Genomic DNA, 26,675 nt, shown 5'->3' on the forward strand with positions numbered 1-26,675 from the left:
CTCCAAAAAATGTAAACCAGGGTGGTCTTGGGAGGCTTTGCCGAATTTTGCCATGCAGGTTTATAATTCATAATCCCAACGGACCCTGTTCGCCTCCCGGCCCGCTGATTGTTCTGGAGGTTGGCAATGAAGTCCATAAAACCCGCCGAGCTTCTGTCGGGCATCACTGGATTGTTGATTCTCTGGGCAACTGGATGCGGAGGAAGGACGCCGGCCCCGCCCCCGCCCATCATCCAGTCCTTCGCGGCCGCCAAGGCCGTCATCACGGCCGGGGCTTCGACCACATTGACCGCCCAGTTCTCGGGCGGAACCGGCCTGGTTGGCAACGGGATCGGAACCGTCCAAAGCGGAATGGAGTATTCCTCGGGTCCCCTTTCCAGCACGACCACCTTCATCCTGACGGTAACCAGTCAATCCGGCCAAGCCGTTTCCCGGGAGGCCAGGGTGGAAGTGGTCCCCGCTCCCGTGATCACTACGTTCAAGGTCAGCCAGCCAATCCTGTCCAACGGCAATGCCGCGATCTTGACCTATGCATTCAGCGGCGGGACTGGGAGCATCGACCAGGGTGTTGGCGAAGTGATCGATGGAGGTTCCTCTTCCATTTCTCCCGGCTCGGACACCGTCTACACCCTGAAGGTCACCAACCGTGCCGGGGACTCCGCCATCCTGACCGTGGCTGTCCAGGTCGTCGCCCCGCCCCGCATCACCGGGTTCCTGGCGACACCCGCCAAGGTTCTGGCGGGAGGGATGGTCACATTGCAAGCCACGTATGAAGGGGGCGAAGGCGCAGTGGATAAGGGCGTCGGACCCATTCCGAGCGGATTGCCCGGGCTTACGGTTGGGCCCGTCCATGCCACCACCCTCTTCACGCTCAGCGTGGTCAACCCCGCCGGGGACAGGGTTCAGGCCACGGCCACCGCAGGGGTCTCCCCCTTTGTGCCAACCGGGGCCATGGCGATCGACAGCCTTTTTGGCGTGCTCCTTCCCACCGGGAACGTATGGGTGGCGGGAAGGTCTTCCACCCAGACACAGACCTACGACCCTGCCACCGGCACCTTTCGCCAAGGTCCGGACCTGCCGGTTCCATGCGTGGCCGCCACTTGCCTGAAGGATGGCAGAGTGCTGGTGTTGGCTGAATCGACGTATTCAACGGACATGTTCCACTGGCCTCTTTCCGAGCGTGCCTATCTTTTCGACCCTGCCACCCAGGCCCTGACCCGCACCGGCGATTTGAACGACCCACGGAATGGCGCCCCCATGACCACCTTGTTGAAGGATGGGAGGGTTCTCATCACGGGCGGAATCTCAAGCCAGATAACCGGGTACACGCCTTGGACCGCTGAGCTCTACGATCCGGAGACAGGGACATTCAAATTGAGCAATATCGTTTACCGTGGCTATAGGGGTTTCTCTGCGACCCTTTTATCGGACGGCCGCTGCCTTCTCGCCGGGGGGGGCGCATGGGACGCAGAGAGAGCCTATCTTTATGATCCCGTCGCCGACACCCTGGTGAGTACGGGAAGCATGGCCGTGGGCCGGGCATACCATACTGCGACTCTTCTGCCCAACGGCAAGGTCCTGTTCGCCGGGGGTGCCATGGGAACGATAGCTCCTGAGGATTATTCCCTGTTTGAACTCTATGATCCGGAGACGGGAACCTTCAGCAGGGCCGGCTACCTGCCGGATCCGATCGGGGCAGGTTCCGGGGCGAACCTCCTTCCGGAGGGGACCGTGCTGATTACGGGCGGCCTCGGCACCCCTAACGGCTATCGATATGCCCCGGCTCTCTCAATCGTGGAGGCACTCGGTCCCTTGAATGCCGCCCGCACGTACCACCTCTCCATCCTCCTCAAGGATGGTCGGGTCCTGCTGGCAGGCGGATCTGGGGGCTTGCTCACGGCGGAACTTTTCCTTCCACAAATGTGAGGAGCAGGGAATATCCAAGGTCGGTTTTGGACCTGGATCTGGCCTGCCAAGGCCTTGTAGAGCGCCACCTGGTTGACCATCGCGGAGTAGCGGGAGGCCATGAGCTGGTACGCGGCCGCGCGGATGGCGGGGCGGCGAAGGAGGACCTGGGAGGGCTGGCCGGCGGGGACGTCCTTGATCTCCCCCACGGCTTCCAGGCTGGAAGGCATGGCGTGGTAAGAAAAACCCTCTAAGCTATTAACTTAGAGGGTTTAGGTTTGGTGGAGCTGAACAGGATCGAACTGTCGACCTCCTCATTGCGAACGAGGCGCTCTCCCAGCTGAGCTACAGCCCCAGGAGGTTCCATTCTACCGGGGGCGGCCGGTTCGTCAATGGGGGCGCAGGCGGGGGCTTCGGCCTTGGCGTGGGAAAGGTTGGGCTTGCCCTTGCCCGTCCGGGAATGGACACTTGGGTCATGAGAAAATCACCTGTCAAGTTCCTGATCTTTCTGCTGGTTGCCGGCGGATTTTTCCAGGCGCCGGCGGAAGGGCCTCCGACGTACCGGGAGATTCGACTGACGCCGTGGTACCTGGAAATGCCGGCGCCTCGCGCCAAGCGGGTCGCGGGGGTGAAGGGGCTCCGGCAACCGCGGCTGGCGGGATCCGCCCAGGTGGAAGTGTGGGGCGACACGCTGCAGGAGCGCCTGCGGCTGTTCCGGCTGGATCTGGCGCCTTCGCTGACCCAGGCCTTCGTGATGGGCTCCAACAGCACCACCAACTCCCAGCAGTTGGGAGAGTTCATGGGGATGACGGCCGCGGACGTGCGGCCGCCCTCCGTGCCGTCCGTCTACTACAACGGATTCCGGAAGGTGGACGATCCGGAGCTCGCCCGGGACGGGATCCACATCGGGGTCACGGGCAGGTCCACGCTCACCATCAGCGCGGCGCCCAAGCGGCGCTAGGGGCTACATCAGCTCCCGCATGCACTCGGCCAGCACCTCGGGGCCGGGCTTGACCCGGCCCTGGGGGATCGTGGCCAGGACGTCTTCCACGGTGTGGGTGAAGTCGTGGAGGATGGGCTTGCCGGTCTTGATGTGCAGGATGCCGGTGAGGAACTCGCCCCGGTCGTGGGCCTCGTGCACGGCCTTCATGGCCGCGAAGCGGTCGGTGGGGTCGAAGTCCTTGTCGATGGCCCGGAAGGTCAGGCGGGACCCGTCGGGAAGGCCCACCTCCATGGCCTCGCCGGCCTCGATCTCCACTTCCTCGGCGTCGTAGTAGGGCACGAAGCCCAGCTCCTGCAGGGGCATCTCCCGGTCCTTGGCGTTCTTGTAGGACTTGGTGGAGCTGTCGTGGTTGTTGAAGGTCACGCAGGGGCTGATGACGTCGATGAGGGCGGTGCCCTCGTAGGCGAGCGCGGCCTTGAGGATGGTGCCCAGCTGCTTGGGGTTCCCGCTGAAGCTGCGCGCGACGAAGCCGCAGCCCAGCTCCATGGCCAGGGTGCAGGGATCGATGGGCGTGATCTCGTTCACGTCGCCGTGCTTGAGGGTGGAGCCCACGTCGGCGGTGGCGCTGAACTGGCCCTTGGTGAGGCCGTAGACGCCGTTGTCCTCCAGGATGTACACGACCGGCACGTTGCGCCGGATCATGTGCACCAGCTGGCCCATCCCGATGGACATGGAATCGCCGTCGCCGCTGGCGAGGATGTTGATGAGGCTCCGGTTGGCCAGTGCGGCGCCGGTGCACACGGCCGCGGCGCGGCCGTGGACGGAGTTGAAGCCCCAGGCCTGGCTCATGAAGTAGGTGGGGGTCTTGCTGGAGCAGCCGATGCCGCTGAGCTTGGCGACGCGGTGGGGCTCGAGGTTCATCTCCCAGGCGGCCTGGATGATCTGGGCGGTGATGGCGTCGTGGCCGCAGCCGGGACACAGGGTGGACTTGGCGCCCACGTAGTCCTGCCGGGTGAGGCCGATCTTGTTGGTGGGGATGGTGGCGGTGGTCATGGTCGGGCCCTCAGTTCTCGGAGGCGTTGATCTGGTCGACGATGGTCTGGGCGGTGATGGCGGTCGAGTCGTAGTGCAGGACCTTCTTCATCCGCGTGGAGTGCTGGGGGAAGAACTCCCGCAGCAGGTTCGTCATCTGGCCGTCCCGGTTCTGCTCGACGACGTAGACCACGTCGTGGGAGGCGATGAAGGCCTCCACGGCGTCGGTGAAAGGCAGGGCCCTCACCCGCAGGTAGTCGGTGTCCTTGCCGTGGAGTTCCGTCAGCAGGTCCCGGGCCTCGGCCACGGCGGGATCGCTGGACCCGTAGGCCAGGATGCCGCGCTGCACGCCGGGACCGGTGAGCAGGGGCTCCGGCACGGAGGCCCGGGCGTTCATGAATTTCTTCTTGAGGCGGTCCACCGTCGCCAGGAACTCCTCGGGCTTCTCGGAGTAGAGGGCGTAGGGGTTGTGGCCGGTGCCGCGGGCGAAGTAGGCCCCCTTGCCGCCGGGGGTGCCGGGGAGGGTGCGCTGGCAGATGCCGTCGCCATCCACATCCTTGTAGCGGCCCCAGTCCTGGATGACCTTGAGCTGATCCTCGTCCAGGACCTTGCCCCGGTCGAAGTCGCCCTCGGGGTAGGCGAAGGGCTGCGAGGCCCAGTTCTGCATGCCCAGGTCCAGGTCCGAGACCACGAAGACCGGCGTCTGGTAGCGCTCGGCCAGGTCGAAGGCCTGGTACGTGAACTGGAAGCACTCCTCCATGGTGCCGGGGTAGAGGCAGATGTGGAGGGTGTCGCCGTGGCTGCACTTGGCGCAGAGCTCCACGTCGCCCTGGCTGGTGCGGGTGGGCAGGCCCGTGGAGGGGCCCATGCGCGTGACGTCCAGGAAGACGCCGGGGCATTCCGCGAAGTAGCCCAGGCCGATGAACTCGCTCATGAGGGAGATGCCCGGACCCGAGGTGGCCGTCATGGCCCGCGCCCCGGCCCAGCCCGCGCCCACCACCACGCCGGCGGAGGCGATCTCGTCCTCCATCTGGACGATGGCGACGTTCAGCTTGCCGGTGGCGGGATCCTTGCGGTAGACCTTGGCGTAGTCGATGAGGTTCTCGATGGCCGAGGAGCTGGGGGTGATGGGATACCAGGCCACAACCGTGACGCCGGCGAACATGGCGCCCAGGGCGCAGGCGGTGTTGCCGTCGATGATGATCTGGCCCTTGGTCTTGTCGTCGCGAACGATCTTCAGGCGGGTCTGGCGGGGCGCCTCGGCGGCGGCCCAGTCATAGCCGGCCTGCACGGCTCCCTGGTTCAGGTCGATGGCCTTCTGCTTGCCGTCCAGCTGCTTGGCGATGGCGGCCTTCACCTCGTCCATGTCCAGCCCCAGCAGCTGCGCGGCCACGCCCACGTAGATCATGTTCTTCACCAGCTTGTGGAGCTTGGGCTCGGGACAGGCGGCGGCGACCAGCTTCTGGAAGGGGACGGCGCAGAAGCTGAGGTCGGACCTCAGGGCGTCCAGCTTGAGCGGATCGTCGTAGATGAGCAGCGTGCCCGGCCGCACCTTGGCCACGTCCTCCTTGGCCGTCTCGGGGTTCATGCAGATCATCAGGTCGATGCCGGCCTTGCGGGCCTTGTAGCCCTTGTGGTTGGCCCGGATCTGGAACCAGGTGGGCAGGCCAGCGATGTTCGAGGGGAACAGGTTCTTGCCGGAAACCGGGACGCCCATCTGGAAGATCGTGCGCATGAGCACGATGTTCGCGGTCTGGGAGCCGGAACCATTGACGGTGGCCACCTCGATCGAAAAATCGTTGACCAGGGTTCCCCCGTCGACGGCTTCCAGAGTGGCGGATTGCGTGAGCATGGTTCGACCTCCCCAAGGGATTCGGTATTGTGACGCTCGAACAATGGCGCGCGCCTGGGTATTTACAGGGTGGCGCCTCGGTAAATACTACCAGATTGGTCGGATTAGATTGAGGGGGGCATGGAAATTTTTTTGAACATCGAGGCGAAAAAAAAGGGATTGACGGGGGTCGGGGTTTCGTCTATCTTATGGGTTATGAAGCCAATGGACCTTACAAAACGCCAACTTGCGGTGCTCCAGTTCATTCGGAAGTTTCTCGAAACCGAAGAGCGGAGCCCCACCCTCAAGGAAATCGCCGAGGGTGTCGGTTCCAGCGCTGTAAGCACCATTCATAAACATGTCCAGCACCTGATGGATAAGGGATTCCTGGACCGCAGCCATGGGAAGGGCAACAACATCGTCCTCGCCCAGGAACCGGCCGCGGCGCCCCGGGAGCTCTCCTCCAGCGAGTGGGGCCATGACGACGGGAAGCGCGCCCGGTCCGTCCCGTTCTGCGGCGACGTGGCCGCCGGCCAGCCTCTCCTGCCCGAATCCCGGGCCATCCCCCTCGAGGTGCCCAACTGCATCCACCGGGAACGGCAGGAGCTTTTCGTCCTGCGGGTGCGCGGGGATTCCATGGTGGAGGACTCCATCCTGGACGGGGATCTGGTGGTGCTCCAGCGCCGCGGCGACTACCGGAACGGGGACCGCGTGGTGGCCCTCATCGACGGCGAGGAGGCCACCCTGAAGGAGTTCCGGAAGGACCCCCAGGGCGTCTGGCTCATTCCCCACAACCCCGATCTCTCGCCCAAATGTTTCGCGCCCGAGCGCATCGCCATCCAGGGTGTCCTGGTCGGAGTCATGCGCAGCTGCTGAAGCGTCGCACGGCCCAACGCCCGCCTTCCGGCCAGCCGGGGGCGGGCGTTCCCAGCTATTTTCCTAAATGATTGAAGGCGGGGAAGGGTTCTCGTTACACTCACCTTGAGCCCGGAGTCCCAGAAAATGGTGTTTTTCAACCACGCCACGCGTCAGATGACGACGAAGATTGTGTATTACGGCCCTGGCCTGTGCGGGAAAACAACCAATCTCAACACGATCTACGGCCGCACGTCGCAGAAGGCCCGCGGGGAGATGGTGTCCCTGAACACCGAGACGGACCGGACCCTGTTCTTCGACCTGCTGCCCATGGACGTGGGCATGGTGGGCGGGTTCAAGAGCAAGCTGCAGCTCTACACGGTGCCCGGGCAGGTCTTCTACAACTCCACCCGCAAGCTGGTGCTCAAGGGGGTGGACGGCATCGTGTTCGTGGCGGACAGCCAGACCGCCATGCTCGACGCCAACCGGGAGAGCTTCCAGAACCTGCGGGACAACCTCCGCGAGCTGGGGCTGGACCTCAAGGACATCCCCCTGATCTTCCAGTGGAACAAGCGCGACCTGAAGAACATCATCCCCGTGGACGTCCTGGAGCGCGAACTCAACCCGGACGGCAAGACCAGCTTCCAGTCCATCGCCTCCGACGGCACGGGCGTCTTCGAGACCCTGCGGGGCATCACGAAGCTCGCCCTGGCCAACATCAAGGCCCTCCACCTGGTGGAGGCCGCGGGGGTGAAGCTCCCTCCGGAGCCCGCACCCACGGCGCTGCACACCTCCGAGTTCTCCATGCCGGACGAATACCGGGAGTCCGGCGCCCCCCCGGAGGCGCTGAGCACCCTGGACCTGGCCCAGGCCCGGGACCTCCTGGGCGAGGCCGAGACCTCCGGCGGCGCCGCCCCGGTGCGCACCGTGCCCGTCCAGGTGATGGCGCCCCTCCACGTGAAGCTCTCCCCCGCCCTGGGCAAGGGCGCTCCGGCGGCCCCGCGGGTGCACCTGAAGCCGCCGTCAGCCCCGGTCCCGCACAAGGCCTCGTCCCCCGTGGCCCCCGTGGCCGTGGCCATGCCCCGGGTGCCCCAGGCCCGTCCCCATGCGGACCTGCATCTCACCCTCTCCCCCTTCGCCATGGACGGCGACGTGGAAGTGGTGGTGACGGTGCGCCAGAACGGCACCGAGGTGGGCTCCGCGGTCCTTCATCGCTCCGCCCCCGCGTGGGGCGCCTCCGGAGTGGTCTCCGTGGAAATCAAGAGGTCCTGACATGCGGCAAGTGCTGGCCCTCGCGACCGCCCTCCTCGGGGCCCAGGCCCTGGCGGCGGCGGAACCCCCCGCCTGGTGGAAGGCCTTCACCGGCGCCCCCCGCGTGGAGGCGGGCTTCGTCCAGGAGTCCGACAGCGCCGTCTTCGGCAAGCTCAAGCGCACCGGCATCCTCCGCCTGGCCAAGGGCGGTCGCCTTCGGGTGGAGTACCGCAAGGGCCTCCTGCTCGTGGCCGACGGCCGCAAGCTCATCCAGTACGACGCCGAGGCCCGCACCGCCCAGAAGGTGGACCTGCGCAGCGCGGCCAAGGACGCGCCCCTCCTGTACGTCCTGCTGGACCCCGCCGCCCTGGACCAGGTCTTCACGATCAAGGCCGGATCCGTGCCGGACGCCTTCACCCTGGAGCCCCGCAAGCCCGGGCTGCCCAAGGTGCGGCTGGAAGGGAAGGGGGGCATGCCCCTGCGCATCAGCTGGGTGGATCCCACCGGGGCGAACCAGGTGCTGGAGTTCCTGTCGCCCCACGTGCCCGCGCCCTTCGACGCGGCGACCTTCACCTTCAAGCCCCCCGCGGGGACCCGGTGGATCAACAACTAGGCAAGGGCCTTGTTGATGAAGGCCACCACGTCGTCGGTGTTCGTCCCGGGCTGGAAGATGGCCTGGATGCCCAGGTCCTTCAGCGCGGGGATGTCCTCGTCGGGGATGATTCCGCCCGCGAACACCAGCACGTCGTCGATGCCCTTCTCCTTCATGAGGCGCATGACCTCGGGGAAGATCTGGTTGTGCGCGCCGCTGAGGATGCTCATCCCCAGGACCTGCGCGTCCTCCTGCTCCACGGCGGCCACGATCTGGGCGGGCGTCTGCCGCAGGCCCGTGTAGATCACCTCCATGCCCGCGTCCCGAAGGGCCCGGGCGACGACCTTGGCGCCGCGGTCGTGCCCGTCGAGGCCGGGTTTGGCGATGATCACACGAATGGGGGAAGAGGCCATTTCAACTCCAGCGTATGCCTGGATTATAGTTTACCCCCGGGTCCGCGGGGGGCCGGCGGCGGGACACTTGTGACGGATTACTGCACTTCCTTGACCGCCGTGATGGTCACGGGGTTCACGGGGACGTCCGTCATGGTCTTCTGGGTGCTGGTCTTGGCGGCGGCGATCTTGTCCACCACGTTCATGCCCTTGATGACCCTGCCGAACACGCAGTAGCCGAAGTCGGCGAGGTTGCGGGCCTTGAAGTCCAGGGCCTTGTTGTCCTTCACGTTGATGTAGAACTGGGCCTTGGCGCTGTCGGGCAGGCTCTCCCGGGCCATGGCGATGGTGCCGCGCACGTTGCTGAGCCCCTTGGCCTTGGCCAGGTCGGCCTCGCACTTGATGGAGGCGTCGGTGGGCTTCTTGGCCAGGTCGGGGGTGTGGCCGCCGCCCTGGATGATGGCGGGGGCGGACTTCTTCACCCGGTGGAAGATGGTGCCGGGGTAGAAGCCCTTCTTCACGTAGTTCATGAAATTGGCCACGGTCACGGGCGTCGCGTCGGGCTCGAGCTCCACGGTGAAGGCGCCGGCGGTGGTGGTGATCTCCACCTTGGGCTTGGCCGCGAGGAGGGGCAGGGCCAGGAAGAGGACGGTCAGGACTTTTCGCACGCTGGTCTCCATGGGATTGTGGATCTATCCTAGCTCATCCTGGAGACCCGCATGATCCCGCTTCTGACCGCCCAGGAAATGAGGGACCTGGAACACAGGTCCATCCAGGGCTGGGGCGTGCCCTCCCTCGTGCTCCAGGAGCACGCGGCCCTGGGCGCGCTGGAGCTGCTGCCCGCCGGCGGTCCCCTCCACGTGCTGGCCGGTCCCGGCAACAACGGCGGCGACGCCCTGGCCCTGGCGCGCCTGGCGCGGCTCCGCGGCCGGGAGGTGGAGGTCTGGACGCTGGACCCCGCACCCGCCTGGAAGGGCGACGCGGCTCTCCAGGCCCGCCTGTGGACCGGCCTGGGCGGTACCTTCCGCCACGCCGCCGACCCGCGGGAGGCCGCCGCCGGCTTCCGGGGCTGGGTGGTGGACGGACTCTTCGGCCTGGGCACGCGCCTGCCGCTGGAGGGTCCCGCCCGCGCCTGGGTGGAGGCCCTGGAAGGGGCCCGGGTGCTGGCCCTGGACCTGCCTTCGGGCCTCGACCCGGGCTCGGCAGAACCCGCCGGCCCCGCCATCCGGGCCACCCGCACCGCGGCCTTCGGCCACCTGAAGATCTGCCACGGCCTTCGCCCGGCCCGGGACTTCTGCGGGGAGATCACCCTCGTCCCCATCCCCCTGCACGGCGCCCCCGAGGCCGGGATGCGTCTCCTGGAGCGCCCCCGGCCCCGTCCCTCGCGCTGGGACGGCCACAAGCGGGACTTCGGCCATGTTGCCATCCGCGCCGGCACCCCGGGGATGTCGGGGGCCGCCGTCCTGGCGGCCCTGGGCGCCCTGCGCATGGGGGCGGGCCTGGTGACGGTGCTCACCGACGCCGCCGTGCGCGCCGAGGTGGCCTGCCAGGTGCCGGAGGCCATGGTGCGCGCCTGGGACGGCGCCGTGCCCGAAGGCGTCGACACGCTGCTCGCGGGTCCCGGGGGCGTGGCGGACGTGCCCGCCTGGGACGGCCCCCTGGTGGTGGACGCCTCGGCCCTCAAGGCCGGGGAGGGCCCGCGCTGGATGGACCGGGAATCCACCGTCATCACGCCCCACCCCGGCGAATTCGAGCGGCTCTTCGGGCCCGGCGGCAGTCGGACGGTCCGGGCCCGGGAGGTGGCCCTGGGGCCGGGAGTCCTCGTCCTCAAGGGCGCCCAGACCCTCGTGGCCGGCGGCGGCCTGGCCGAGGTCTGGGTGAACCCCACGGGCCATCCCGGCCTCGCCACGGGCGGCTCCGGGGACTTCCTGGCCGGCATGGTGGCGGCGTCTGCGGCGGCCTGGCGCCGGAACCCCGCCGGGCGCACCCTGCGCCAGGCCGCGGCGGACGCGGTTTGGCTCCACGGCGCCGCCGCGGACCGGCTGGGGCCGGGGCCCATCCTCATCCGCGACCTGGGCCCGTCCCTGGCCGCGCTGCTGCGGGACATCCATTCGGAGGACGACCATGCCTGAGACACGCCTCCTGCGGGAGGAAGGGGCCACGGAGGCCCTGGGGGCCGAGCTGGCCCGGCTGACGCCCCCGGGCGGCACGTGGCTCCTGCGGGGCCCCCTGGGCGCCGGCAAGACCACCTGGACCCGCGGCTTCGTGGCCGGCCTGGGGGGCGACCCCGACCAGGTGGCCTCCCCCACCTACGCCGTGCTCCACCGCTACGCCTGCCCCGGCGCGCAGATCCATCACCTGGACCTGTACCGCCTTGGGGAGGCCGGCGCCTGGACCCTGGGCCTGGAGGAGACCGTGACGCCGGCCGACTACCTGGTGGTGGAATGGGCGGGCGGCCCCGGCCCCTGGCCCACCGACTGGGTGGCCGACCTGGAGCTGGACGGAGAAGGGGACGAGCGTACCGCCACCTGGAGCCTCCCTCTCTCGAAATGAAGGCGGCGCCCCGTCAATGTGATTGATCATCGATCGTGGAAGCCCGCCACAGCGCGGTTTCCCGCTGGCATGGAACCTGCTCTCCCCCTGGGTCGGCATGAGCCGGGCCCGAGGGCGGGAAGGTCGAGGCATGCCAACCAGACGGATCGAACGCAGGTTCCTCATCCCGGTGCTCCACGCCGCGGTGGCGCTCTCGGCCTGGAGCGCCGCCCGGGCCGGGGACATCACGGGCTACGTGAAGGACCGGTCCAGCCAGGCCCCGGTGGCGGGCGCCCTGGTCACGGTCATGCCCGCGGGCACCAGCGCGGTGGGGGGCACCGCCACCACGGATGCGGAGGGCCGCTACACCGTGCGCCTCCCGGGACCGGGCTCGTTCACCGTCGTGGTCTCGAAGGAGGGCTATGCCGACCTGAAGGCCGGCGACGTCATCGAGCTGACCGAGTCTGCGCCGGACCACCGGCAGGACATCTCCATCACCCGGCAGGGCGCCTTCAAGGAACAGGGCCGTACCGTCCCCGGGGCCATGTCCTGGGAGACCGGCGCCCGGAAGAGCTACCTCGTACCGGCCCTGGAAATCCCGTCCTTCCTCCTTGCGCTCAACGGCTTCGACCGTCTCGCCCACCCCAACGACCGCGAGGACGGCAAGCGGGTCTACAGCTCCACCTTCACCTCCATGCGGGACCACGCCTTCCACGGACCCTGGGTGGTGGACACCGACGCCTTCGCCATGAACCAGTTCATGCATCCCTACACGGGCACCGTCTACCACACCTTCGCCCGGTCCTCGGGCCTCACCTACTGGGAGGCGCTCCTCTACGACCAGGCCGGGAGCTTCCTGTGGGAGACCGGAGGGGAGACCACCAAGCCGTCCTACAACGACCAGATCGCCACGGGCATCGGCGGGAGCTTCTTCGGGGAGGTGCTCTTCCGGCTCTCCAACCTCATGCTGGAGAGCAAGGGCAGGGACCCCGGGTTCTGGAACCGGACCGCCGCCGCGCTGCTGGCCCCGGCGGCGGCCATCAACCGCTTCGCCTTCGGCACCCGGTTCAAGCCGGTGTTCCCCAGCAACAATCCCGCCCTCCGGTGGCGGTTGCAGCTGGGCGGCAGCCTCCACTCGAACCTGGTCAGCCAGGGCGTGGCCACCACCACCCGCCGCAACGAGGCCACCCTGGACTTCTCCCTGGACTACGGACTGCCCGGCAAGGGGACGTACACCTATGACCGGCCCTTCGACTACTTCCAGTTCGAGTTCCGCACCCTCGGCAAAATGAGCAATCCCGTCGACAGCATCATGATCCGGGGCCTGCTCTACGGCACCGGCTACGAGCTGGGGGACGACCTGCAGGGCATCTGGGGACTCTACGGGGGCTACGACTACATCGCGCCCACCATCTTCCGGGTGGCGAGCACCTCGGTCTCGGTGGGCACCACCCTCCAGTGGCAACCGGCCCCGGCGATCTCCTTCCAGGGCTCCCTCCTCGGCGGCTTCGGCTACGCCGCGGCCGGCAACGTCGCCCAGGTGGGGGACCGGGACTACCACTTCGGAATCGCGCCCCAGGGCCTGGCCGCCTTCCGGTTCATCCTTGGCGACGTGGTGATGTTCGATCTGACGGGGCGGCGCTACTACATCACCGGCACCGGGGGCAACGACCCCGGCGGCCGGGAGGCCATCGAGCGCCTCAACCTCGGCCTCACCTTCCGGATCTACCACCGCCATGCCCTGGGCATCCAGTACATCGCCTCCAGGCGGGACGCCCACTACCCGGACCGCGTCGACAGCCGGCAGACGGTGGGGACCGTGGCCCTTGTGTACAGCCTTCTGGGCTTCGCGGGGTTCGGCGCGACCCGGTGATCAGAACCGGGCCGCAAGGGTCATCCCGTAGCCCCCCTGGAGGAGGGCGGGCGCCAGGGACACCGTGATTCCGGGATGCCGCAGCCCCTGGTTGTGGGCGACGACCACCTTGCCCACGAAGGCGCCGGCCAGGGCGCCCGCCGTGACATCCGAAAGGAAATGGCTGCGCTGCTCCATGCGGGCCACGCCCACCAGGCCGGCCAGGCCGTAGGCGGTCCAGGAGACCCAGGGCCGGTCCGCATGCCCGGCGATGACGGAGGCCAGCGCGAAGGATACGGTCGTGTGCCCGGAAGGGAAGGAGGCTCCCCCGGAGAAGGGATGGAGGTCATGGGTTCCCCGGTTGGCGCTGGGCCTGGAGCGGCCCGCCAGGAGCTTGAGCGGGACCACGAAGGCCAGTTCCGAGATCGCGACGGCCAGCATGGCGTCGGTGCCCGTGGCCCGCACTTCGGGAGCATGGAAGGCGGTGCCGGCGAGGTAGACGCCGATGGCCATCAGGGCGCCCGGAGCGCTGCCGAGGGGCTCCACGGCCTTGGCGGCGCGGTCCCAGTCGTGGAGACTGCCGGAGCGGGCCATGGACCGGTCCAGGGGATGGTCCAGGAGGAGGGCCGTGCCGAGGATGGCGGCGGCGCCAGCCCCCGCCAGCAGCCAGTCCTGGTGGTCCCACCTGGAGCCCAGGACCCGCCGGGTGTCCGACAGGAGCAGCCTGGGAAGGTTCGAGGGCCGGTCGATGGGGCCCGTTGCCCCGGGAGGGGATGGCGACGGGGGATTCCTGTCCGCGGAGGGGGCCTGTGCGCACAGGAGTCCGGCCGAAAGGATCAGGGGGTACAGGACCCGCATGGGGATTGCCTGCCTTCCATGGGGGGATGGATCACTTGGACCAGCGTCCTGCTTCGTAGCGGTAGCCGTCCTTCTCATGGTGGTACCTGGGCTTGATCCACCTGGAGCCCCTGCGGGCGGGCTCCTCCCATCGGCCGCCGGCCCAGGCCCACTGGTCGTTCTGGCGTTCCCAGTAGCCGTTGATCCACATGTGGTTCCGGCCGGGGCGGACGGGGCGGGTTTCCCGCCTGGCCCGGGGCGGCGCGTCGTGGGACATGCGCACGCCCTCGTCGCCCTGGGGCTGCGGCACCAGGGTGTATCCGGGCGCGCAGGCGAAAATCGCCAGCGCCGCGGGAAGGGCGAGTCGCAGAAGGGTCTTCTTCATGGTGGCTCCTTTGCCAAGACCCTGGAGGAGCACGTGCCGTGCCATCGGTCCAACCTGTCCTTATCCAATAATTTATGCCGACCCGAAGACCCCGTTTCCCGGGCGGGTCGATCAATGTGAAAGGGGCGGGGCTCCGAATTGAAGGACACGACCTCCCGCCGGCGGGGCATTCTGCATTAAAAAATGCAAATAAAGAACTTATTCATGTGGCCCGAAAGGTGCGATCCCTGCCTGGCCCAGGAAGAAAGGGGCCGTCCCGATCACCCGGCGATCCATCCAGGAAAGGTCCCCATGCGCACCCATCACCTGCTTCTCCTCCTGTGCCTTCCCATGACGGCCTCGGACCCGGCCGTCGCCGTCGCCCCGGGGAGCCTCCACGCCATCCCGCCAAACCCGAAGACGGGGGCCCATGGGTTCCCCGAGGCGCCCCAGGCCCCTCTCCGGCTTCCCAGGTACCTGTCCGTCGTGGATCCCCTCGCCGAGGAACCGGAACCGGTCCTCCTCTCCCGGAAGACCAAGCCTAAGCCGGAACCCGGTCCCTGACCGCCCTCGATTCCTTCCGGGACAGAACCGGCGCCGGCCATGCCGGCGCCGGTGAAGCGAAGCTGAAATGCTAGCGGTAACGCCCGGAATGTCCCACCCGCACATCCCCGATGTTGGAGATGATCCCGAAGACCGACAGCAGCCAGATCACGACCGCGATGATGACCACGATGTTGATGATCCGTTTGATGGTCGACTGCATGGGGATGTAGGTGTTGATGAGCCAGAGCAGGACTCCGACCACGCACAGGATGATGACGAGGTTGATGAGCGGCATGGTGTCTCCTTGGGGGGTCGTTGGTTCGCCCACCGGGACGTGGAACGATGGGAACCCTCCAGGGAGCAGGAATGATGCCAGGGTCTATTTTGATTGATCCCAACCCTTAGTCGCTTCCGAATCCGGGCCGGGGCGAGCATTCCATCAGATTGGGGGCGCCCGGGGTCAGAGGAGCCGGTTCGCGAACCGGTCGAGCTGGATCCGGTTCAGGCGCTTCAGGGCCTTGCGCACGGGCTGCGGATAGCTGGCCAGGGTTTCCAGGTCCTGGCTGGAGCGGAGCCGGGTGGTGTGCGCCAGGATGGTCTCCCGTTCCAGGGCGTGCATCTGCGCGAGCAGGCCCTCGGGGTCCCGGATCACCAGGCCGTTTTCCAGGTCGAGGTTCCAGGCCCTGGGATTCAGGTTGTTGCCGGTGAGGACGGCGATGCGGCCGTCGATGGCGAGGCCCTTGGCGTGGAAGGTATGCCCGTCGTGCCGCCAGAGGTGGATGATCAGGCGCCCGCTCTCCAGGGCCTCCCGGTGCTTCTGGGTGAAGCGCCGGAGGTTGGCCTCGTAGAGGTAGGGCACCAGGCCGATGAACCGGAAGGGCTCCCCGGGCGGGATGTAGAAGTCGTTGGCGGTCTTGTCCCCCACCACGATGGTGACCTCCCGGCCCTGGTCCAGCAGGCGGGAGACGGCGTGGGCCAGGGGCCGGGGCAGGTTGAAGTAGGGCGTGTAGAGGGTCAGGCTGCGCTCGGTGGCCTGGACCAGGGCCATCAGCGTGTCGTTGAGGGGGTTCCGCGAGCGGCTGAAGCCCGAGAGGGGCGTGACGCCGACCTCCCCGGGGCCGGGCCGGGCCGCGGCAAATTCGTAGCGGGCGCCCCGCAGGTGCCGGCGGAAGGCCTGGATGGCGCCCCGCAGGCTCCGGGTGGCGGGCGGGTGCGGCTGGGTGAGGGAGGTCACGGCGGGGCTGGCCACCACCCGGCGCAGGTAGTTCACCATGCAGTCCGCCAGGGCCGGACTCTCCATCACGTGGTAGCGGTCGAGCCGGTAGCGTCCCGACGTGTTCAGGTAGACCTCGTTGAGGCTGGCCCCGCTGTAGATCACCGTGTCGTCGAGGATGAAGCCCTTGAGGTGCAGGACGCCGAAGACCTCGCGCGTCTGGACGGGCACCCCCAGGACCGCCACGCCGGAGCCCTCCCGGGCCGCATACGCCTCGTACATGGCGGCGTTGCCCCGGCTCCGGGCCTTGCCGATGAGGCCCCGCTGGGCGCGATGCCAGTCCACCAGGACCCGGATCTCCAGGCCCGGGTGGGCGCGGGCCGCGGCATGGAGGGCATCCATGATCTCCCGCCCCGCGGCGTCGTCCTGGAGGTACAGGGCCGTGATGTAGATGCGCCGCCGGGCCGCGGCGATGCCCTCCAGGAGCGCGGTCCGCAGCGCCGCGGGCTCCAGGAGGCACCGCACCCGGGCGGCGGGGACCGGGATGGCCGGAAGGCCGCGGGGGTCCGCGGTGGGCGGCCTTCCCACCCGGATCAGGCGGAGGGTTCGGGAGAGACGGGTCCGGTAGATGAAATTGAAGATCCCCATTCCCGAAGCATACCGCCCCCGCAGGAAGACTGCCGTATCCCGGCCGTGCCCTTTTGGATAGACTAGGTCAGGCACATACCATCCCGGGCAACCGGGGTAATCGGATTACTAGTTCAGGAGCCGGCCAGGAATAAAACGATAGGAAACGGGGGCAAGCGTTGCAGCCTAAAGCGCTTACAAACACCATTATCGCCGTGGACAGGAACTACGTGCCCATGATGGAGGTTGCCCGCAGGAAGGCGATCCGGGCCGTGGCCGCCGGCCGCGCCCAGGTGCTCAACCCCGCCAACCTGGACCGCTCCGTGGACCCGTTCGGGGCCATCTTCCTGATCATCTTCCCCCACGCCCAGGCCTGTTCCGAGAGCAAGCTCCTCATGGGCCGCCTGGACCGCAGGGTGATGCGGCGGGACCACTACACCTGCCAGTACGAGGGCTGCCACAACCGCGCCGACACCATCGACCACATCGTCCCCCTGTGCCAGGGTGGCCGTTCCACCTGGCAGAACCTCGTGGCCTGCTGCCTCCCCTGCAACCAGTACAAGGGCGGCAGGACCCCGGACCAGGCCGGCATGCGCCTGAAGAAGGTGCCCGAGGGCCCCCGGGCCCACCTGTTCCGGCGCTTCGAAGAGATCCTCAAAGAGGGTTCGGCGGCGTAGAATCGATCCCATGAAGACGATTTCGCTGCGCGTGGACGTGGACACCCTCGAGGGCTCCCTGAAGGGCATTCCCGCCCTGCTGCGGATGCTGGACAAGCAGAAGATGCAGGCCAGCTTCTACTTCAGCTTCGGGCCGGACAACTCCGGCAAGGCCCTGCGCCGCATCTTCCGCAAGGGCTTCCTGGAGAAGATGCGCCGCACCGGCGGGGCGAAGCTCTACGGCTTCAAGACCATGATGTACGGGGTCCTGCTGCCGGCCCCCATCATCTGGAAGCGCGCCGCCGCCGAGATCCGCAGCGCCCGCGAGGCCGGGCACGAGGTGGCCATCCACGGCTGGGACCACGTGCAGTACCACGACCTCCTGGACCGCAAGTCCCGGCCGTGGCTGGAAGCCTGGTTCCGGGACGCCCACGCCGCCTTCCGGGAGGTCTTCGGCGAGGCCGCCCGGGGCGCGGTGAGCCCCGCCTGGCGCTGCAACGACGCCACCCTGGAGATCCAGGAGCAGTACGGGCTGGACTACGCCGGGGACTGCCGGGGCCTGTCGCCCTTCTACCCCGTGGTGAAGGGCCGCACCCTGGCCACCCTCCAGGTGCCCACCACGCTGCCCACCCTGGACGAGTACCTGGGCCTGGACGGCATGACCGCGGCCGACGTGAACGAGAAGGTCTGGTCCCTGCTGCGGGAGGACGCGCTCAACGTCTACGCCCTCCACACCGAGGTGGAAGGGGGCGCCCTGGCCGGCACCTTCGAGGCCTTCCTCCAGGGCCTGCGGGACCGGGAGGTGCGGGTGCGCACGCACGCGGACTGGGTGCCGGAGCTGAAGGCCGCGAATCCTCCCGCGCGGGAGCTCTCCCGCATCGAGATCCCGGGCCGGGCCGGGTGGGTCAGCTTCGGGGGCTAGTCAACCTTCAGTGCCGGCGGGGGTCTACCCTTCAACGATCCTTCCCGGAACGAGGTGTCCCATGACCCGCCTCCCCCTGCACGCCTTCCTGGCCCTGGGAATCGCCCTTTCCCACCCCGCCGCCCTGGCCGGGGCGCCGCCTCCCACCCTGCAGGCCCATTGCCGGACCCTGCCTGCGGCCGGGCTCATGACCAGGGCCATCGAGGTCCTCCTCGACCACCAGTACGTCATCCGGTCCGCCGAGAGTTCCCTGGGCATCATCAGCTTCGCCCGGGTCTTTCAAGGCCGGACCTCCGATTCGAAGCACATCGTCAAGGTGGGCGGATCCATGCTGGTGACGCCCCAGCCCGACGGCACCGCCGTGGTCCGGATGCTGATCCACCAGGAATGGATGGATACGACGACGGGTTCCATCACGGGCGCGGGGGTTGAGACGGACACCGACGCGAGCTACTACAAGGACCTCCTCGACGACCTGGAGCAGAGGACAGCCGGGGCGAAGCCGCAGGCCCGTTCGTGACCCCCTGCACTTGCCGGGCCAGGGATAATCCCGTTTGCTGCCCGGAGTCTTCATGAGCACCTTCATCCACGAGCTGGAAGCCTACGACCTGCTGGAATTGGCAGGCCTGCCGGGGCTGCGGCGGGGTCTGGTCCGGACCCGCGAGGACGTGGACCGCCTGCCCTTCAAGGCCGGCGAGAAGGTCGTGCTCAAGGGCGTCGCCCAGGACGTGTGGCACAAGTCGGATATCGGCCTGGTGCGGTTCGAGGCCTTCGACGCGGAGACGGCGTGGGCCCACGCCCAGGACATGGAGAAGACCGCCGGGGGGCCCTGGGTGGGCATGCTGGTGGTGGAGATGGTTGACTTCCGCAAGGTGCCGGGCCTGCCCACGGAGGCCCTGGTGGCCCTGCGCCGCACCCCCGAGGCCGGGTGGACCGTGGTGCTGGGCATCGGCGGGCTCCACACCAACGCCTGGGCCGAGGAGATCCGCCCCTGCCTGTGGCCGCTGGCCCTGGTCACCCCCGAGCAGGCCCTGGCCGACTTCAAGGCCCACTACCTGGGCCGGGTCTGGCTGGGCACCCTGCGCCAGGGCAAGGCGCTCACCACCGAGGGCGCCGTGCTCGCCTACCTGCGCGGCCTGTGGACGCTGGCGGACCTCCTGGACAGCCGCGGGGCCGAACTCCTCGAGATGAACCCCGTGGTCCTGGATCCCGAGGGCCGGCCCGTGGCCCTGGACGGCGTGGGGAGCCTCGGCGAGGCCGCTCCGGCCGCCCCGAAGGGCCTGCCTCCCGCCCACCTCCTGGACCTGCTGGTCAAGCCCCGCACCGTCGCCCTGGCCGGCATCTCCGCCCGGCCCGGCACTCCGGGGCGCATGATCCTCGACAACCTCCTCACCTCCACCCTTGACCGCGCCGCCATCCTCCCCATCAAGCCCGGCACCGCCGAGATCGACGGCCTTCCCTGCCTTGGGGGCATCGAGGACCTGGCCGCGCGGCCCGTGGACATGCTCATCCTCTGCCTCCCCGCTGCCCAGACGGTGGCCGCCATCCAGCAGCTCTGCGAGCAGGGCGGGGGCGCCCAGGTGGTGTACCTGGTCCCCGGCGGCGTGGGCGACGGCGCCGACACCGAAGGCCGCGGCGCCTTCCTCACGGACCTCCTGGCCCGGCGCCGGGCCCGGGGCCTGTGGACGCCGGCCCTGGTGGGACCCAACGGCCTGGGCTTCCTCAGCAGCGACGGCAGGGTGAACACCCTGTTCATCCCCCAGGAGAAGCTGCCCGTGGAGGCCAGGGGCGGTTCCCTCTCCCTGGTGAGCCAGAGCGGGGCCTTCCTCATCTCGCGCCTGTCCTCGGCGCCGGGGCTGCCGCTGCGCTACGCGGTGTCCATCGGCAACCAGATCGACGTGCGCCTCTCGGACTTCATCGCGGCCCTGGGCGGGGACGAACAGACCCGGGTCATCGCCACCTACGTGGAGGGCTTCCAGCCCGGCGATCTCCTGGCCACGGCCCTGGCGGCACGCGAGGTGATCGCCAAGGGCAAGTGGGTGGTGCTCTACAAGGGCGGGCGCAGCAGCGAGGGCCAGAAGGCCGCCAGCAGCCACACCGGGGCCCTGGCCGGGGACTGGGCCCTGCAGAAGGCCCTCCTCAAGCGCGCGGGGATCATCGTGTGCGAGAGCATGGGCGTCTTCGACGCCGCGCTGGCGTGGGTGTCGGCCTTCCCCGCGGGCAAGCCCGCGCGGGTGGCGGTGATCAGCAACGCCGGCTACGAGAGCGTGGCGAGCGCGGACCTGCTGGAGGGGGCCGTCACGGGCCACGTCCTGGCGGAGAACGAGGTGGTGTCCCTGAAGGCCCTGCTGGAGGCCCACAAGCTCTCGGAGCTGGTGAACCCCAGGCTCCCCCTGGACGTCACGCCCATGGCCGACGAGGCGGCGTACCTTGCCGCGGCGCGCCTGGTGGCGGCCACCGCCGCCGACACCCTGGTGATCGGCCTGGTGCCCTTCACGCGGCGCCTGGACACCACGGATCCCGCCGGCATGGATGCCTTCGCCGGGGCGCTGGCCACCCTGGCGCGGGAATCGGGCAAGCGCGTGGGTGTGGCGGTGGAGGGCGGGGCCCTCTACGAACCGTACCGCGAAGCGCTCATGAAGGCCGGCCTGCCGGTCTTCCTGACCATGGAAAAGGCTCTCCAGGGCCTCCGGATCCTCGCGGAGGCTTGAATGATTCCTGGGTGCCGGAGCAAGCAGCGGAGGGCGGAGCACGAAGCGCGCTCCGCGTGCGAGGATAGGGCGCTCTGAGCAGCCGCGTCCCCCCTTCCTCCACGAACCCACCCTCCGAGGTACCCATGCCCAAGACCATGATCGAACCCTTCCGCATCAAGAGCGTCGAACCCATCCGCATGACCACCCGCGCCGAGCGCGACGTGCTCCTGGCCGACGCGAAACTCAACGTCTTCAAGCTCCGCGCCCAGGACGTCATCCTCGACTTCCTCACCGACTCCGGCACCGGCGCCATGAGCGCCAGGCAGTGGGGCGCCATCATGGAGGGCGACGAGAGCTATGCCGGCGCGCGCAGCTTCTTCCGCCTCCAGGCCGTGCTGCAGAAGCTCACCGGCTACCCCCACATCATCCCCACGCACCAGGGCCGCGCCGCCGAGCGCATCTTCTTCGGCGTGGCCACGAAGAACGGCGACATCGTCCCCAACAACACGCACTTCGACACCACCCGCGCCAACCTGGAGTTCGGCGGCGTCGAGGCCGCGGACCTGGTGATCCCCGAAGGCACCCAGCCCCGCACCATCCACCCCTTCAAGGGCAACATCGACCTGGGCAAGGTGGAGGACCTGCTGAAGACCAAGGGGGACCGCGTTCCCTTCGGCATGCTCACGATCACCAACAACTCCGGCGGCGGCCAGCCCGTGTCCATGGCCAACATCCGCGCCTACAGCGAGCTCCTCAAGCGCTACGGCAAGCCCCTCATCCTGGACGTGTGCCGCTTCGCCGAGAACGCCATGTTCATCAAGCTCCGCGAGGAGGGCATGCAGGACCGCACCATCGAGAGCATCGCCCAGGAGATGTTCCGGTACGCCGACGGCTGCACCATGAGCGCCAAGAAGGACGGCATGGTCAACATCGGGGGCTTCATCGCCCTCAAGGACGAACGCTGGGTGGAGGCCGCGCGCAACAACCTCATCCTCACCGAGGGCTTCCCCACCTACGGGGGCCTGGCCGGGCGCGACCTGGAGGCCCTGGCCGTGGGCCTGGAGGAGGTCCTTCAGGAGGACTACCTGCGCTACCGCCTGCGCACCGCCGAGTACATGGGCGAGAAGCTCCTGGCCGGGGGCGTGGCCATCGTGGAGCCCACCGGCGGCCACGCCGTCTACATCGACGCCAAGGCGTTCCTGCCCCACCTGGGACCCCAGGACTATCCGGCCTGGTCCCTGGCCAACGCCCTCTACCTGGAGGGCGGCATCCGGGGCGTGGAGATCGGCTCGGTGATGTTCGGGCGCCGCGACGACGACGGGGTGGAGCACTACGGCCCCATGGAGCTGGTGCGCCTGGCCTTCCCGCGCCGGGTCTACACCCAGAGCCACTTCGACTTCGCCGCCGAGGTGATCTGCGAACTCAAGGCCAAGGCCCACGAGGTGCGCGGCGTGCGCATCGCCAAGCAGACCAAGTACCTGCGGCACTTCACGGCCGAGATGACCTGGGCCTGATCCGCCCGGAGGGGGATGATCCGGGGGCACCCGCGGGTTCTTGAACGCATCCGCGGGGTCCCGGGCGATCCCCGGCTTTCCCATGACCCGCCGGAAAGGCGGGGCGGTTCCCCGTTTGGAAAACTCAACTTTCCCCTTTCTGGACCAAAAAGATAGTTCATAATCCAGGCTGCTCAACACTTTACAGGCAGCCCATGGCCCTCCGGACCGTCCTCTCCCACGCCCTCCTGCTGATCTGCGGCCTTCTCGCGTGCGCGGCCCCGGGGTGCCGGCGGTCCGCGGCCGGGGGTCCGGGGAACCGCATCACCCTCGCCTACACGGTCCAGCCCCAGAGCACCCTGGTCAACGTGGCCGCGGCCAAGGGATACTTCGCCGCCGAGGGCCTCGAGGTCAGCCCGGTCATCCACAGCTACGGCAAGGCCTGCCTCCAGGACGTGGTGGACGGGAAGGCCGATTTCGCCACCGTCGCCGAGACGCCCTTCATGTTCAGCGTGCTCAAGGGCGAGAGGATCACCGTCATCGCCAACATCGAGGCCTCCACCATGAACAATGCCGTGGTGGCCCGGCGGGACGCGGGCATCTCCGAACCCGCGCACCTTCGGGGCAAGCGCATCGCCTTCACGCCGGGGACCACGTCCGAGGTCTTCATGGACGCCATCCTCCTGGCCGTCGGGCTCCCGAGGACGGGCATCCACGGGGTGCCCATGGCGCCCGACGAGATGGAGCGGGCGCTGGTGGAGGGGCGGGTGGACGCGGCCTGCACCTGGAACTACCCCCTGGCCATCATCAAGCGGCGGCTGGGCGCCAACGGGATCCTGATCTTCGACCGGGAGGTTTTCACCGAGACGTTCAACATCGCCGCCCAGCAGGCCTTCGTGCGCCGGAACCCCGCGGCGGCGGAGCGCCTGCTCCGCGCCCTGATCCGGGCGGAAGGCTTCGTCAAGGAGCATCCCGGGGAGGCCCAGGCCATCGTGGCCAAGGCCACGGGCACGGCCCCGGAGCTGGTGCGGGAGGTGTGGAACAGCTTCCGCTACCGGGTCCTCCTGGACCAGACCCTCCTGATCACCCTGGAGGACGAGACGCGGTGGGCCATGAACAACAACCTCGCGGAGCGGAAGGCGATGCCGGACTACCGGGACTACATCCACCTCGACAGCCTCCGGGCGGTGCGGCCCGAGGCCGTGCGGTTCACGCGGTAGCCCGGCATGCGCATCGCGTCCCGCCTGAGGCTCATCTCCGCCGCGACGCTGGCGGCCCTCCTCCTCATGGTGCCGGTGGTGGCGGGGTCCCTGCTGGCCTTCCGGCGCGCCAAGAGCGAATACCTCCTGGCCAACGCCGTCAAGGTCAATTTCCTTGAGCGCAACTCGGCCCGGGACCAGTACTTCCTGCACCGGGAGGAGCGCGCGAGGCGCCAGTGGTTCCTTCACCTGGACGAGGGCGAGGCGCTGCTGGCCAAGGCCGGCGCCCTCTTCCGCGAGGAGGGGGATGCGCGCACGATCGAGGAACTGCGCGTGATCCTGAAGGAGAACGCCTCCATCTTCCAGCGCATCGTGGCCAACACCGGCGCCCTGCAGAGGGCCGGCGGGAACCGGGAGATCCTGGAGGAGCTCGACAAAAGGCTCTACAGCCAGATGCTCCTCAAGGCCGCCACCTACAACGGTCTCGCCGCGAACCTTGAAAGGGGCACCGGGGCCCGGGTGGAGGAAGCCTACCGGCGGCTCGCCATCATCATCGGCCTGTTCGCGTCCGCCCTGGCCGTCGTCACCAGCCTCGCGGCCACGCATCTCGCCCGGCTCATCCGGAGGCGCCTCGAGCCGCTTCACGCGGGGGTGAGGAGGGTTGCCGACGGCGACCTGGACTTCCGCTTCGGCGCCGGCCCCATGGACGAGTTCGGGGAATTGGCCGGATCCATCGACGCCATGACCGACAAGCTCCAGGCGTCCACCCGCGAGCTGGAGCGGGAGACCGCCCGGCGCATCAAGGCCGTGGCCGCCCGGGAGGGCGAGGCGCGCTTCCGCGCCTGGTTCGACCTCCCGCTCATCGGGATCTGCATCACCTCGCCGGAAAAGGGGTGGCTGGAGGTGAACGACCACCTCTGCGACATGCTGGGCTACGGCCGGGAGGAGCTCAAGGGCAGGAGCTGGGCGGATCTCACCCATCCCGGGGACCTCGCCGCGGACCAGGTCCGCTTCGAGCAGGTCATGCGGGGCGAACTGGAAGGCTACGCCCTCGAGAAGCGGTTCCTGAAGAAGGACGGAGGGATCCTGGAGGCGGAACTGGCGGTGCGCTGCGTGAGGACGCCCGGGGGCGGGGTGGACTACTTCGTGGCCCTGATCCTGGATATCACCGAGCGCCGCCAGGCCGAGGCCCAGCGCCAGGTCCTGTCGGCCCAGCTCCAGCAGGCCCAAAAGATGGAAAGCCTGGGCAGCCTCGCGGGAGGCGTTGCCCACGACATGAACAACGTCCTGGGGGCGATCCTGGGCCTGGCCACGGCCCACCTGGAGGTCCAGCCCCCGGAGAGCCCGGCCCACCAGGCCTTCGACACCATCACCAGGGCCGCGGTGCGGGGCCGGGAGCTGGTGAAGAGCCTCCTGGCCTTCGCCCGGCGCAGCCTCGCGGAGGACACGGAACTGGACGTGAACGCGGTCCTCATGGACAACGTGCGGATCCTGGAGCGCACCACCCTCTCCCGGGTGCAGCTGGAACTGGCCCTGGCGCCCGCCCTGAGGCCCATGCGCGGGGATCCCGGCGCCCTGGCCCACGCGTTCATGAACCTCTGCGTCAACGCCGTGGACGCCATGCCCCAAGGCGGCACCCTGGCCCTGCGCACCCGCAACGTGGGCGACGCCTGGATCGAGGTCCAGGTGGAGGACACCGGCACCGGCATGGCCCCCGAGGTCCTGGAGAAGGCCCTGGATCCCTTCTTCACCACCAAGGGCGTGGGCAAGGGCACCGGGCTGGGCCTGTCCCTGGTCTACAGCACCGTGAAGGCCCACCGGGGCGTCCTGGAGCTGAAGAGCTGGCCGGGGCAGGGCACCCTCGTGGCGATGAGATTCCCGGCCTGCGAGGCCGCGCCCGCGCCCTCCGCCGCCTCCGGCGCGTCCGCGGCGCGCCCCGGCCAGGGGACCCTCCAGGTGCTCCTGGTGGACGACGACGAGCTGATCCAGACGTCCACCGGGATCCTGCTGGGCATCCTGGGCCACGGCATCGCCGCCGCGCGCAGCGGCGAGGAGGCCCTGGCCCTGCTTGAATCAAGCAGCCCCGACGTGGTGATCCTGGACATGAACATGCCCGGGCTGGGCGGGGCCGGAACCCTCCCGCTCCTGCGGGCCCTCAGGCCGGACGTGCCCGTGCTGCTGGCCACGGGCCGGGTGGACCAGACCGCCCTGGATCTGGTCGAGGCCTGGCCCCGGGTCACCCTGATGTCCAAGCCCTTCAGCATGGAGGAACTGCAGGAGCGCCTGGGCGCGCTCAGCGCTTCGGATGTCCCACAGGCAGGAGCATGAGGGTCTGGATCCCCGCGGGCAGCTTGAGCTCGGCCCCCACGGCCGCCAGATCCACGCCCGCGGCGGTGCCGGCGCCCAGCCCCAGGGCCGTGGCCTGGAGGAGGAGGGCCTGGGCGGCGGAGCCGGCCTCGTAGTAGGTGAAGGCGAGGGCGGGGCCCGTGCCGGACTTCTCGAGGCGGGTGGGATCGCCCGCCACCACGAAGACAGCGGGGGCGTCCTTGATCCAGGGCTGCATGCCCTTGATCCGGCCCAGGACCTCCGGGGCGGCGTCGCCCAGCCGGGCCAGCCTGTGGCCCGCGGGGAGGTAGTGGTAGAAGCCCGCCTTGATCCCCGGCCCATCGGCGGTGAGGAGATAGAGCTCAAGGGGATACTTCGCCTTGGCGGAGGGGACGGTGCGCCTGCCGGGACGGTTCTCGCCCTGGGCGGCCCACAGGAGCTGGCCGGCCTCGGCCAGGGCGGGCGCGGGTCCGGCCAGGAGGCGCACCGTGGCGCGGCCCTTGAGGGCGGAGGCGAGGGAGGGGCCTTCGGCCGGGACGGCCGGGAGGCTCAGGGGTTCCTGGGCGCCCGCGAGGAGGGCGGCGCAGAGGGCGAGGGACAGGCGGATCATGGCGG

At 68.8% G+C, this 26,675-nt stretch carries 24 protein-coding genes, 1 tRNA gene and 1 pseudogene; 16 read left to right on the forward strand and 10 right to left on the reverse strand.

The window, feature by feature from the left end; translation table 11 throughout:
• Nucleotides 1–126 precede the first annotated feature (126 nt).
• Complete coding sequence (locus tag ACZ5MC_RS09335; RefSeq protein WP_464517598.1) at nucleotides 127–1,926, forward strand: Kelch repeat-containing protein; 1,800 nt, start codon at nucleotides 127–129, stop codon at nucleotides 1,924–1,926.
• A gap of 258 nt (nucleotides 1,927–2,184) precedes the next feature.
• Here ACZ5MC_RS09335 and ACZ5MC_RS09340 read toward each other — a convergent pair.
• A tRNA-Ala gene (locus ACZ5MC_RS09340) sits at nucleotides 2,185–2,260 on the reverse strand.
• Nucleotides 2,261–2,500: 240 nt separating this feature from the next.
• Between ACZ5MC_RS09340 and ACZ5MC_RS09345 the strand changes: the two genes are divergently transcribed.
• On the forward strand, nucleotides 2,501–2,866 hold the full coding sequence (locus ACZ5MC_RS09345) for a hypothetical protein (RefSeq protein ID WP_464517599.1): 366 nt from the start codon (nucleotides 2,501–2,503) through the stop codon (nucleotides 2,864–2,866).
• A 3-nt stretch (nucleotides 2,867–2,869) separates the two neighbouring features.
• On the opposite strand, the gene ACZ5MC_RS09350 is transcribed toward ACZ5MC_RS09345, so the two are convergent.
• Both ACZ5MC_RS09350 and ACZ5MC_RS09355 read right to left on the reverse strand, forming a co-directional pair.
• Complete coding sequence (locus tag ACZ5MC_RS09350) at nucleotides 2,870–3,901, reverse strand: 2-oxoacid:ferredoxin oxidoreductase subunit beta (protein WP_464517600.1); 1,032 nt, start codon at nucleotides 3,899–3,901, stop codon at nucleotides 2,870–2,872.
• Between the two features lie 10 nt (nucleotides 3,902–3,911).
• Nucleotides 3,912–5,732, reverse strand: a complete 1,821-nt coding sequence (locus ACZ5MC_RS09355; RefSeq protein WP_306600063.1) for a 2-oxoacid:acceptor oxidoreductase subunit alpha — start codon at nucleotides 5,730–5,732, stop codon at nucleotides 3,912–3,914.
• A 204-nt stretch (nucleotides 5,733–5,936) separates the two neighbouring features.
• Between ACZ5MC_RS09355 and lexA the strand changes: the two genes are divergently transcribed.
• The 3 genes and pseudogenes from lexA (at nucleotide 5,937) to ACZ5MC_RS09370 (ending at nucleotide 8,430) form a co-directional block, all read left to right on the forward strand.
• The gene (gene lexA, locus ACZ5MC_RS09360) at nucleotides 5,937–6,587 is read left to right on the forward strand and encodes a transcriptional repressor LexA (RefSeq protein WP_306600064.1); all 651 of its coding nucleotides are present in this window, start codon (nucleotides 5,937–5,939) and stop codon (nucleotides 6,585–6,587) included.
• 126 nt (nucleotides 6,588–6,713) lie between these two features.
• Nucleotides 6,714–7,289 (forward strand): annotated as a pseudogene (locus ACZ5MC_RS09365) (GTP-binding protein); the annotation flags it as partial.
• A 550-nt stretch (nucleotides 7,290–7,839) separates the two neighbouring features.
• Nucleotides 7,840–8,430 (forward strand): LolA family protein, encoded by a 591-nt coding sequence (locus tag ACZ5MC_RS09370; RefSeq protein WP_464517601.1) that lies wholly within the window; start codon nucleotides 7,840–7,842, stop codon nucleotides 8,428–8,430.
• Here ACZ5MC_RS09370 and ACZ5MC_RS09375 read toward each other — a convergent pair.
• Nucleotides 8,427–8,822, reverse strand: a complete 396-nt coding sequence (locus ACZ5MC_RS09375) for a cobalamin B12-binding domain-containing protein (RefSeq protein WP_306600067.1) — start codon at nucleotides 8,820–8,822, stop codon at nucleotides 8,427–8,429. The two genes, ACZ5MC_RS09370 and ACZ5MC_RS09375, sit on opposite strands and share 4 nt — an antisense overlap.
• A 77-nt stretch (nucleotides 8,823–8,899) precedes the next feature.
• The gene (locus ACZ5MC_RS09380) at nucleotides 8,900–9,469 is read right to left on the reverse strand and encodes a peptidylprolyl isomerase (protein ID WP_306600068.1); all 570 of its coding nucleotides are present in this window, start codon (nucleotides 9,467–9,469) and stop codon (nucleotides 8,900–8,902) included.
• Between the two features lie 51 nt (nucleotides 9,470–9,520).
• Here ACZ5MC_RS09380 and ACZ5MC_RS09385 point away from each other — a divergent pair, with 51 nt between their 5' ends.
• The 3 genes from ACZ5MC_RS09385 (at nucleotide 9,521) to ACZ5MC_RS09395 (ending at nucleotide 13,206) form a co-directional block, all read left to right on the forward strand.
• Nucleotides 9,521–10,933 (forward strand): NAD(P)H-hydrate dehydratase, encoded by a 1,413-nt coding sequence (locus ACZ5MC_RS09385; RefSeq protein ID WP_464517602.1) that lies wholly within the window; start codon nucleotides 9,521–9,523, stop codon nucleotides 10,931–10,933.
• Nucleotides 10,926–11,354 carry a tRNA (adenosine(37)-N6)-threonylcarbamoyltransferase complex ATPase subunit type 1 TsaE gene (gene tsaE / locus ACZ5MC_RS09390; RefSeq protein ID WP_306600070.1) on the forward strand — a complete coding sequence of 143 codons (429 nt, stop codon included), beginning with the start codon at nucleotides 10,926–10,928 and terminating at the stop codon, nucleotides 11,352–11,354. Before ACZ5MC_RS09385 ends, tsaE begins: the two co-directional genes overlap by 8 nt.
• Nucleotides 11,355–11,484: 130 nt before the next feature.
• Complete coding sequence (locus tag ACZ5MC_RS09395) at nucleotides 11,485–13,206, forward strand: DUF3943 domain-containing protein (RefSeq protein ID WP_464517603.1); 1,722 nt, start codon at nucleotides 11,485–11,487, stop codon at nucleotides 13,204–13,206.
• Here the strand turns inward: ACZ5MC_RS09395 and ACZ5MC_RS09400 are convergent, their stop codons facing one another.
• Together ACZ5MC_RS09400 and ACZ5MC_RS09405 are read right to left on the reverse strand one after the other, a co-directional pair.
• Nucleotides 13,207–14,043: a phosphatase PAP2 family protein gene (locus ACZ5MC_RS09400; RefSeq protein WP_464517604.1), complete on the reverse strand. Its 837-nt coding sequence runs from the start codon at nucleotides 14,041–14,043 to the stop codon at nucleotides 13,207–13,209. It abuts the gene before it with no gap.
• Between the two features lie 31 nt (nucleotides 14,044–14,074).
• On the reverse strand, nucleotides 14,075–14,407 hold the full coding sequence (locus tag ACZ5MC_RS09405; protein WP_464517605.1) for a hypothetical protein: 333 nt from the start codon (nucleotides 14,405–14,407) through the stop codon (nucleotides 14,075–14,077).
• Nucleotides 14,408–14,698: 291 nt separating this feature from the next.
• Between ACZ5MC_RS09405 and ACZ5MC_RS09410 the strand changes: the two genes are divergently transcribed.
• A complete protein-coding gene (locus ACZ5MC_RS09410) occupies nucleotides 14,699–14,950 on the forward strand; it encodes a hypothetical protein (RefSeq protein ID WP_306600074.1) in 252 nt (83 codons plus the stop codon).
• Nucleotides 14,951–15,020: 70 nt separating this feature from the next.
• Here the strand turns inward: ACZ5MC_RS09410 and ACZ5MC_RS09415 are convergent, their stop codons facing one another.
• Both ACZ5MC_RS09415 and pssA read right to left on the reverse strand, forming a co-directional pair.
• Nucleotides 15,021–15,227: a Thivi_2564 family membrane protein gene (locus tag ACZ5MC_RS09415; protein WP_306600075.1), complete on the reverse strand. Its 207-nt coding sequence runs from the start codon at nucleotides 15,225–15,227 to the stop codon at nucleotides 15,021–15,023.
• 165 nt (nucleotides 15,228–15,392) lie between these two features.
• The gene (gene pssA / locus ACZ5MC_RS09420; RefSeq protein ID WP_306600076.1) at nucleotides 15,393–16,793 is read right to left on the reverse strand and encodes a CDP-diacylglycerol--serine O-phosphatidyltransferase; all 1,401 of its coding nucleotides are present in this window, start codon (nucleotides 16,791–16,793) and stop codon (nucleotides 15,393–15,395) included.
• 194 nt (nucleotides 16,794–16,987) lie between these two features.
• Here pssA and ACZ5MC_RS09425 point away from each other — a divergent pair, with 194 nt between their 5' ends.
• The 7 genes from ACZ5MC_RS09425 to ACZ5MC_RS09455 all read left to right on the forward strand — a co-directional run bounded on the left by ACZ5MC_RS09425 (nucleotide 16,988) and on the right by ACZ5MC_RS09455 (nucleotide 26,063).
• Nucleotides 16,988–17,449: an HNH endonuclease gene (locus ACZ5MC_RS09425; protein ID WP_464517606.1), complete on the forward strand. Its 462-nt coding sequence runs from the start codon at nucleotides 16,988–16,990 to the stop codon at nucleotides 17,447–17,449.
• A gap of 10 nt (nucleotides 17,450–17,459) precedes the next feature.
• Nucleotides 17,460–18,350: a polysaccharide deacetylase family protein gene (locus tag ACZ5MC_RS09430; RefSeq protein ID WP_306600079.1), complete on the forward strand. Its 891-nt coding sequence runs from the start codon at nucleotides 17,460–17,462 to the stop codon at nucleotides 18,348–18,350.
• A gap of 61 nt (nucleotides 18,351–18,411) precedes the next feature.
• Complete coding sequence (locus tag ACZ5MC_RS09435) at nucleotides 18,412–18,870, forward strand: hypothetical protein (RefSeq protein WP_464517607.1); 459 nt, start codon at nucleotides 18,412–18,414, stop codon at nucleotides 18,868–18,870.
• A gap of 52 nt (nucleotides 18,871–18,922) precedes the next feature.
• Entirely contained in the window at nucleotides 18,923–21,061 is a 2,139-nt protein-coding gene (locus tag ACZ5MC_RS09440) for an acetate--CoA ligase family protein (RefSeq protein ID WP_464517608.1), read from the forward strand.
• Nucleotides 21,062–21,186: 125 nt separating this feature from the next.
• A complete protein-coding gene (locus tag ACZ5MC_RS09445; protein WP_306600082.1) occupies nucleotides 21,187–22,557 on the forward strand; it encodes a tryptophanase in 1,371 nt (456 codons plus the stop codon).
• Between the two features lie 194 nt (nucleotides 22,558–22,751).
• On the forward strand, nucleotides 22,752–23,756 hold the full coding sequence (locus ACZ5MC_RS09450) for an ABC transporter substrate-binding protein (RefSeq protein WP_464517609.1): 1,005 nt from the start codon (nucleotides 22,752–22,754) through the stop codon (nucleotides 23,754–23,756).
• Between the two features lie 6 nt (nucleotides 23,757–23,762).
• The gene (locus ACZ5MC_RS09455; protein WP_464517610.1) at nucleotides 23,763–26,063 is read left to right on the forward strand and encodes a PAS domain S-box protein; all 2,301 of its coding nucleotides are present in this window, start codon (nucleotides 23,763–23,765) and stop codon (nucleotides 26,061–26,063) included.
• Here ACZ5MC_RS09455 and ACZ5MC_RS09460 read toward each other — a convergent pair.
• The gene (locus ACZ5MC_RS09460) at nucleotides 26,029–26,670 is read right to left on the reverse strand and encodes a SagB/ThcOx family dehydrogenase (RefSeq protein WP_464517611.1); all 642 of its coding nucleotides are present in this window, start codon (nucleotides 26,668–26,670) and stop codon (nucleotides 26,029–26,031) included. The two genes, ACZ5MC_RS09455 and ACZ5MC_RS09460, sit on opposite strands and share 35 nt — an antisense overlap.
• Between the last annotated feature and the right edge of the window lie 5 nt (nucleotides 26,671–26,675).

Source organism: Mesoterricola sp. JemC181 (genome assembly GCF_055384585.1).

Excerpts from the sequence above, each read along its gene's own strand:
- tsaE (WP_306600070.1), top strand. The coding sequence starts at position 10,926 with ATGCCTGAGACACGCCTCCTGCGGGAGGAAGGGGCCACGGAGGCCCTG.
- ACZ5MC_RS09400 (WP_464517604.1), bottom strand. The coding sequence starts at position 14,043 with ATGCGGGTCCTGTACCCCCTGATCCTTTCGGCCGGACTCCTGTGCGCA.
- ACZ5MC_RS09445 (WP_306600082.1), top strand. The coding sequence starts at position 21,187 with ATGCCCAAGACCATGATCGAACCCTTCCGCATCAAGAGCGTCGAACCC.
- ACZ5MC_RS09410 (WP_306600074.1), top strand. The coding sequence starts at position 14,699 with ATGCGCACCCATCACCTGCTTCTCCTCCTGTGCCTTCCCATGACGGCC.
- ACZ5MC_RS09345 (WP_464517599.1), top strand. The coding sequence starts at position 2,501 with ATGCCGGCGCCTCGCGCCAAGCGGGTCGCGGGGGTGAAGGGGCTCCGG.
- ACZ5MC_RS09385 (WP_464517602.1), top strand. The coding sequence starts at position 9,521 with ATGATCCCGCTTCTGACCGCCCAGGAAATGAGGGACCTGGAACACAGG.
- ACZ5MC_RS09405 (WP_464517605.1), bottom strand. The coding sequence starts at position 14,407 with ATGAAGAAGACCCTTCTGCGACTCGCCCTTCCCGCGGCGCTGGCGATT.
- ACZ5MC_RS09370 (WP_464517601.1), top strand. The coding sequence starts at position 7,840 with ATGCGGCAAGTGCTGGCCCTCGCGACCGCCCTCCTCGGGGCCCAGGCC.
- ACZ5MC_RS09335 (WP_464517598.1), top strand. The coding sequence starts at position 127 with ATGAAGTCCATAAAACCCGCCGAGCTTCTGTCGGGCATCACTGGATTG.
- ACZ5MC_RS09460 (WP_464517611.1), bottom strand. The coding sequence starts at position 26,670 with ATGATCCGCCTGTCCCTCGCCCTCTGCGCCGCCCTCCTCGCGGGCGCC.
- lexA (WP_306600064.1), top strand. The coding sequence starts at position 5,937 with ATGGACCTTACAAAACGCCAACTTGCGGTGCTCCAGTTCATTCGGAAG.
- ACZ5MC_RS09450 (WP_464517609.1), top strand. The coding sequence starts at position 22,752 with ATGGCCCTCCGGACCGTCCTCTCCCACGCCCTCCTGCTGATCTGCGGC.
- ACZ5MC_RS09375 (WP_306600067.1), bottom strand. The coding sequence starts at position 8,822 with ATGGCCTCTTCCCCCATTCGTGTGATCATCGCCAAACCCGGCCTCGAC.
- ACZ5MC_RS09415 (WP_306600075.1), bottom strand. The coding sequence starts at position 15,227 with ATGCCGCTCATCAACCTCGTCATCATCCTGTGCGTGGTCGGAGTCCTG.
- ACZ5MC_RS09350 (WP_464517600.1), bottom strand. The coding sequence starts at position 3,901 with ATGACCACCGCCACCATCCCCACCAACAAGATCGGCCTCACCCGGCAG.
- ACZ5MC_RS09440 (WP_464517608.1), top strand. The coding sequence starts at position 18,923 with ATGAGCACCTTCATCCACGAGCTGGAAGCCTACGACCTGCTGGAATTG.
- ACZ5MC_RS09435 (WP_464517607.1), top strand. The coding sequence starts at position 18,412 with ATGACCCGCCTCCCCCTGCACGCCTTCCTGGCCCTGGGAATCGCCCTT.
- ACZ5MC_RS09355 (WP_306600063.1), bottom strand. The coding sequence starts at position 5,732 with ATGCTCACGCAATCCGCCACTCTGGAAGCCGTCGACGGGGGAACCCTG.
- pssA (WP_306600076.1), bottom strand. The coding sequence starts at position 16,793 with ATGGGGATCTTCAATTTCATCTACCGGACCCGTCTCTCCCGAACCCTC.
- ACZ5MC_RS09395 (WP_464517603.1), top strand. The coding sequence starts at position 11,485 with ATGCCAACCAGACGGATCGAACGCAGGTTCCTCATCCCGGTGCTCCAC.
- ACZ5MC_RS09430 (WP_306600079.1), top strand. The coding sequence starts at position 17,460 with ATGAAGACGATTTCGCTGCGCGTGGACGTGGACACCCTCGAGGGCTCC.
- ACZ5MC_RS09455 (WP_464517610.1), top strand. The coding sequence starts at position 23,763 with ATGCGCATCGCGTCCCGCCTGAGGCTCATCTCCGCCGCGACGCTGGCG.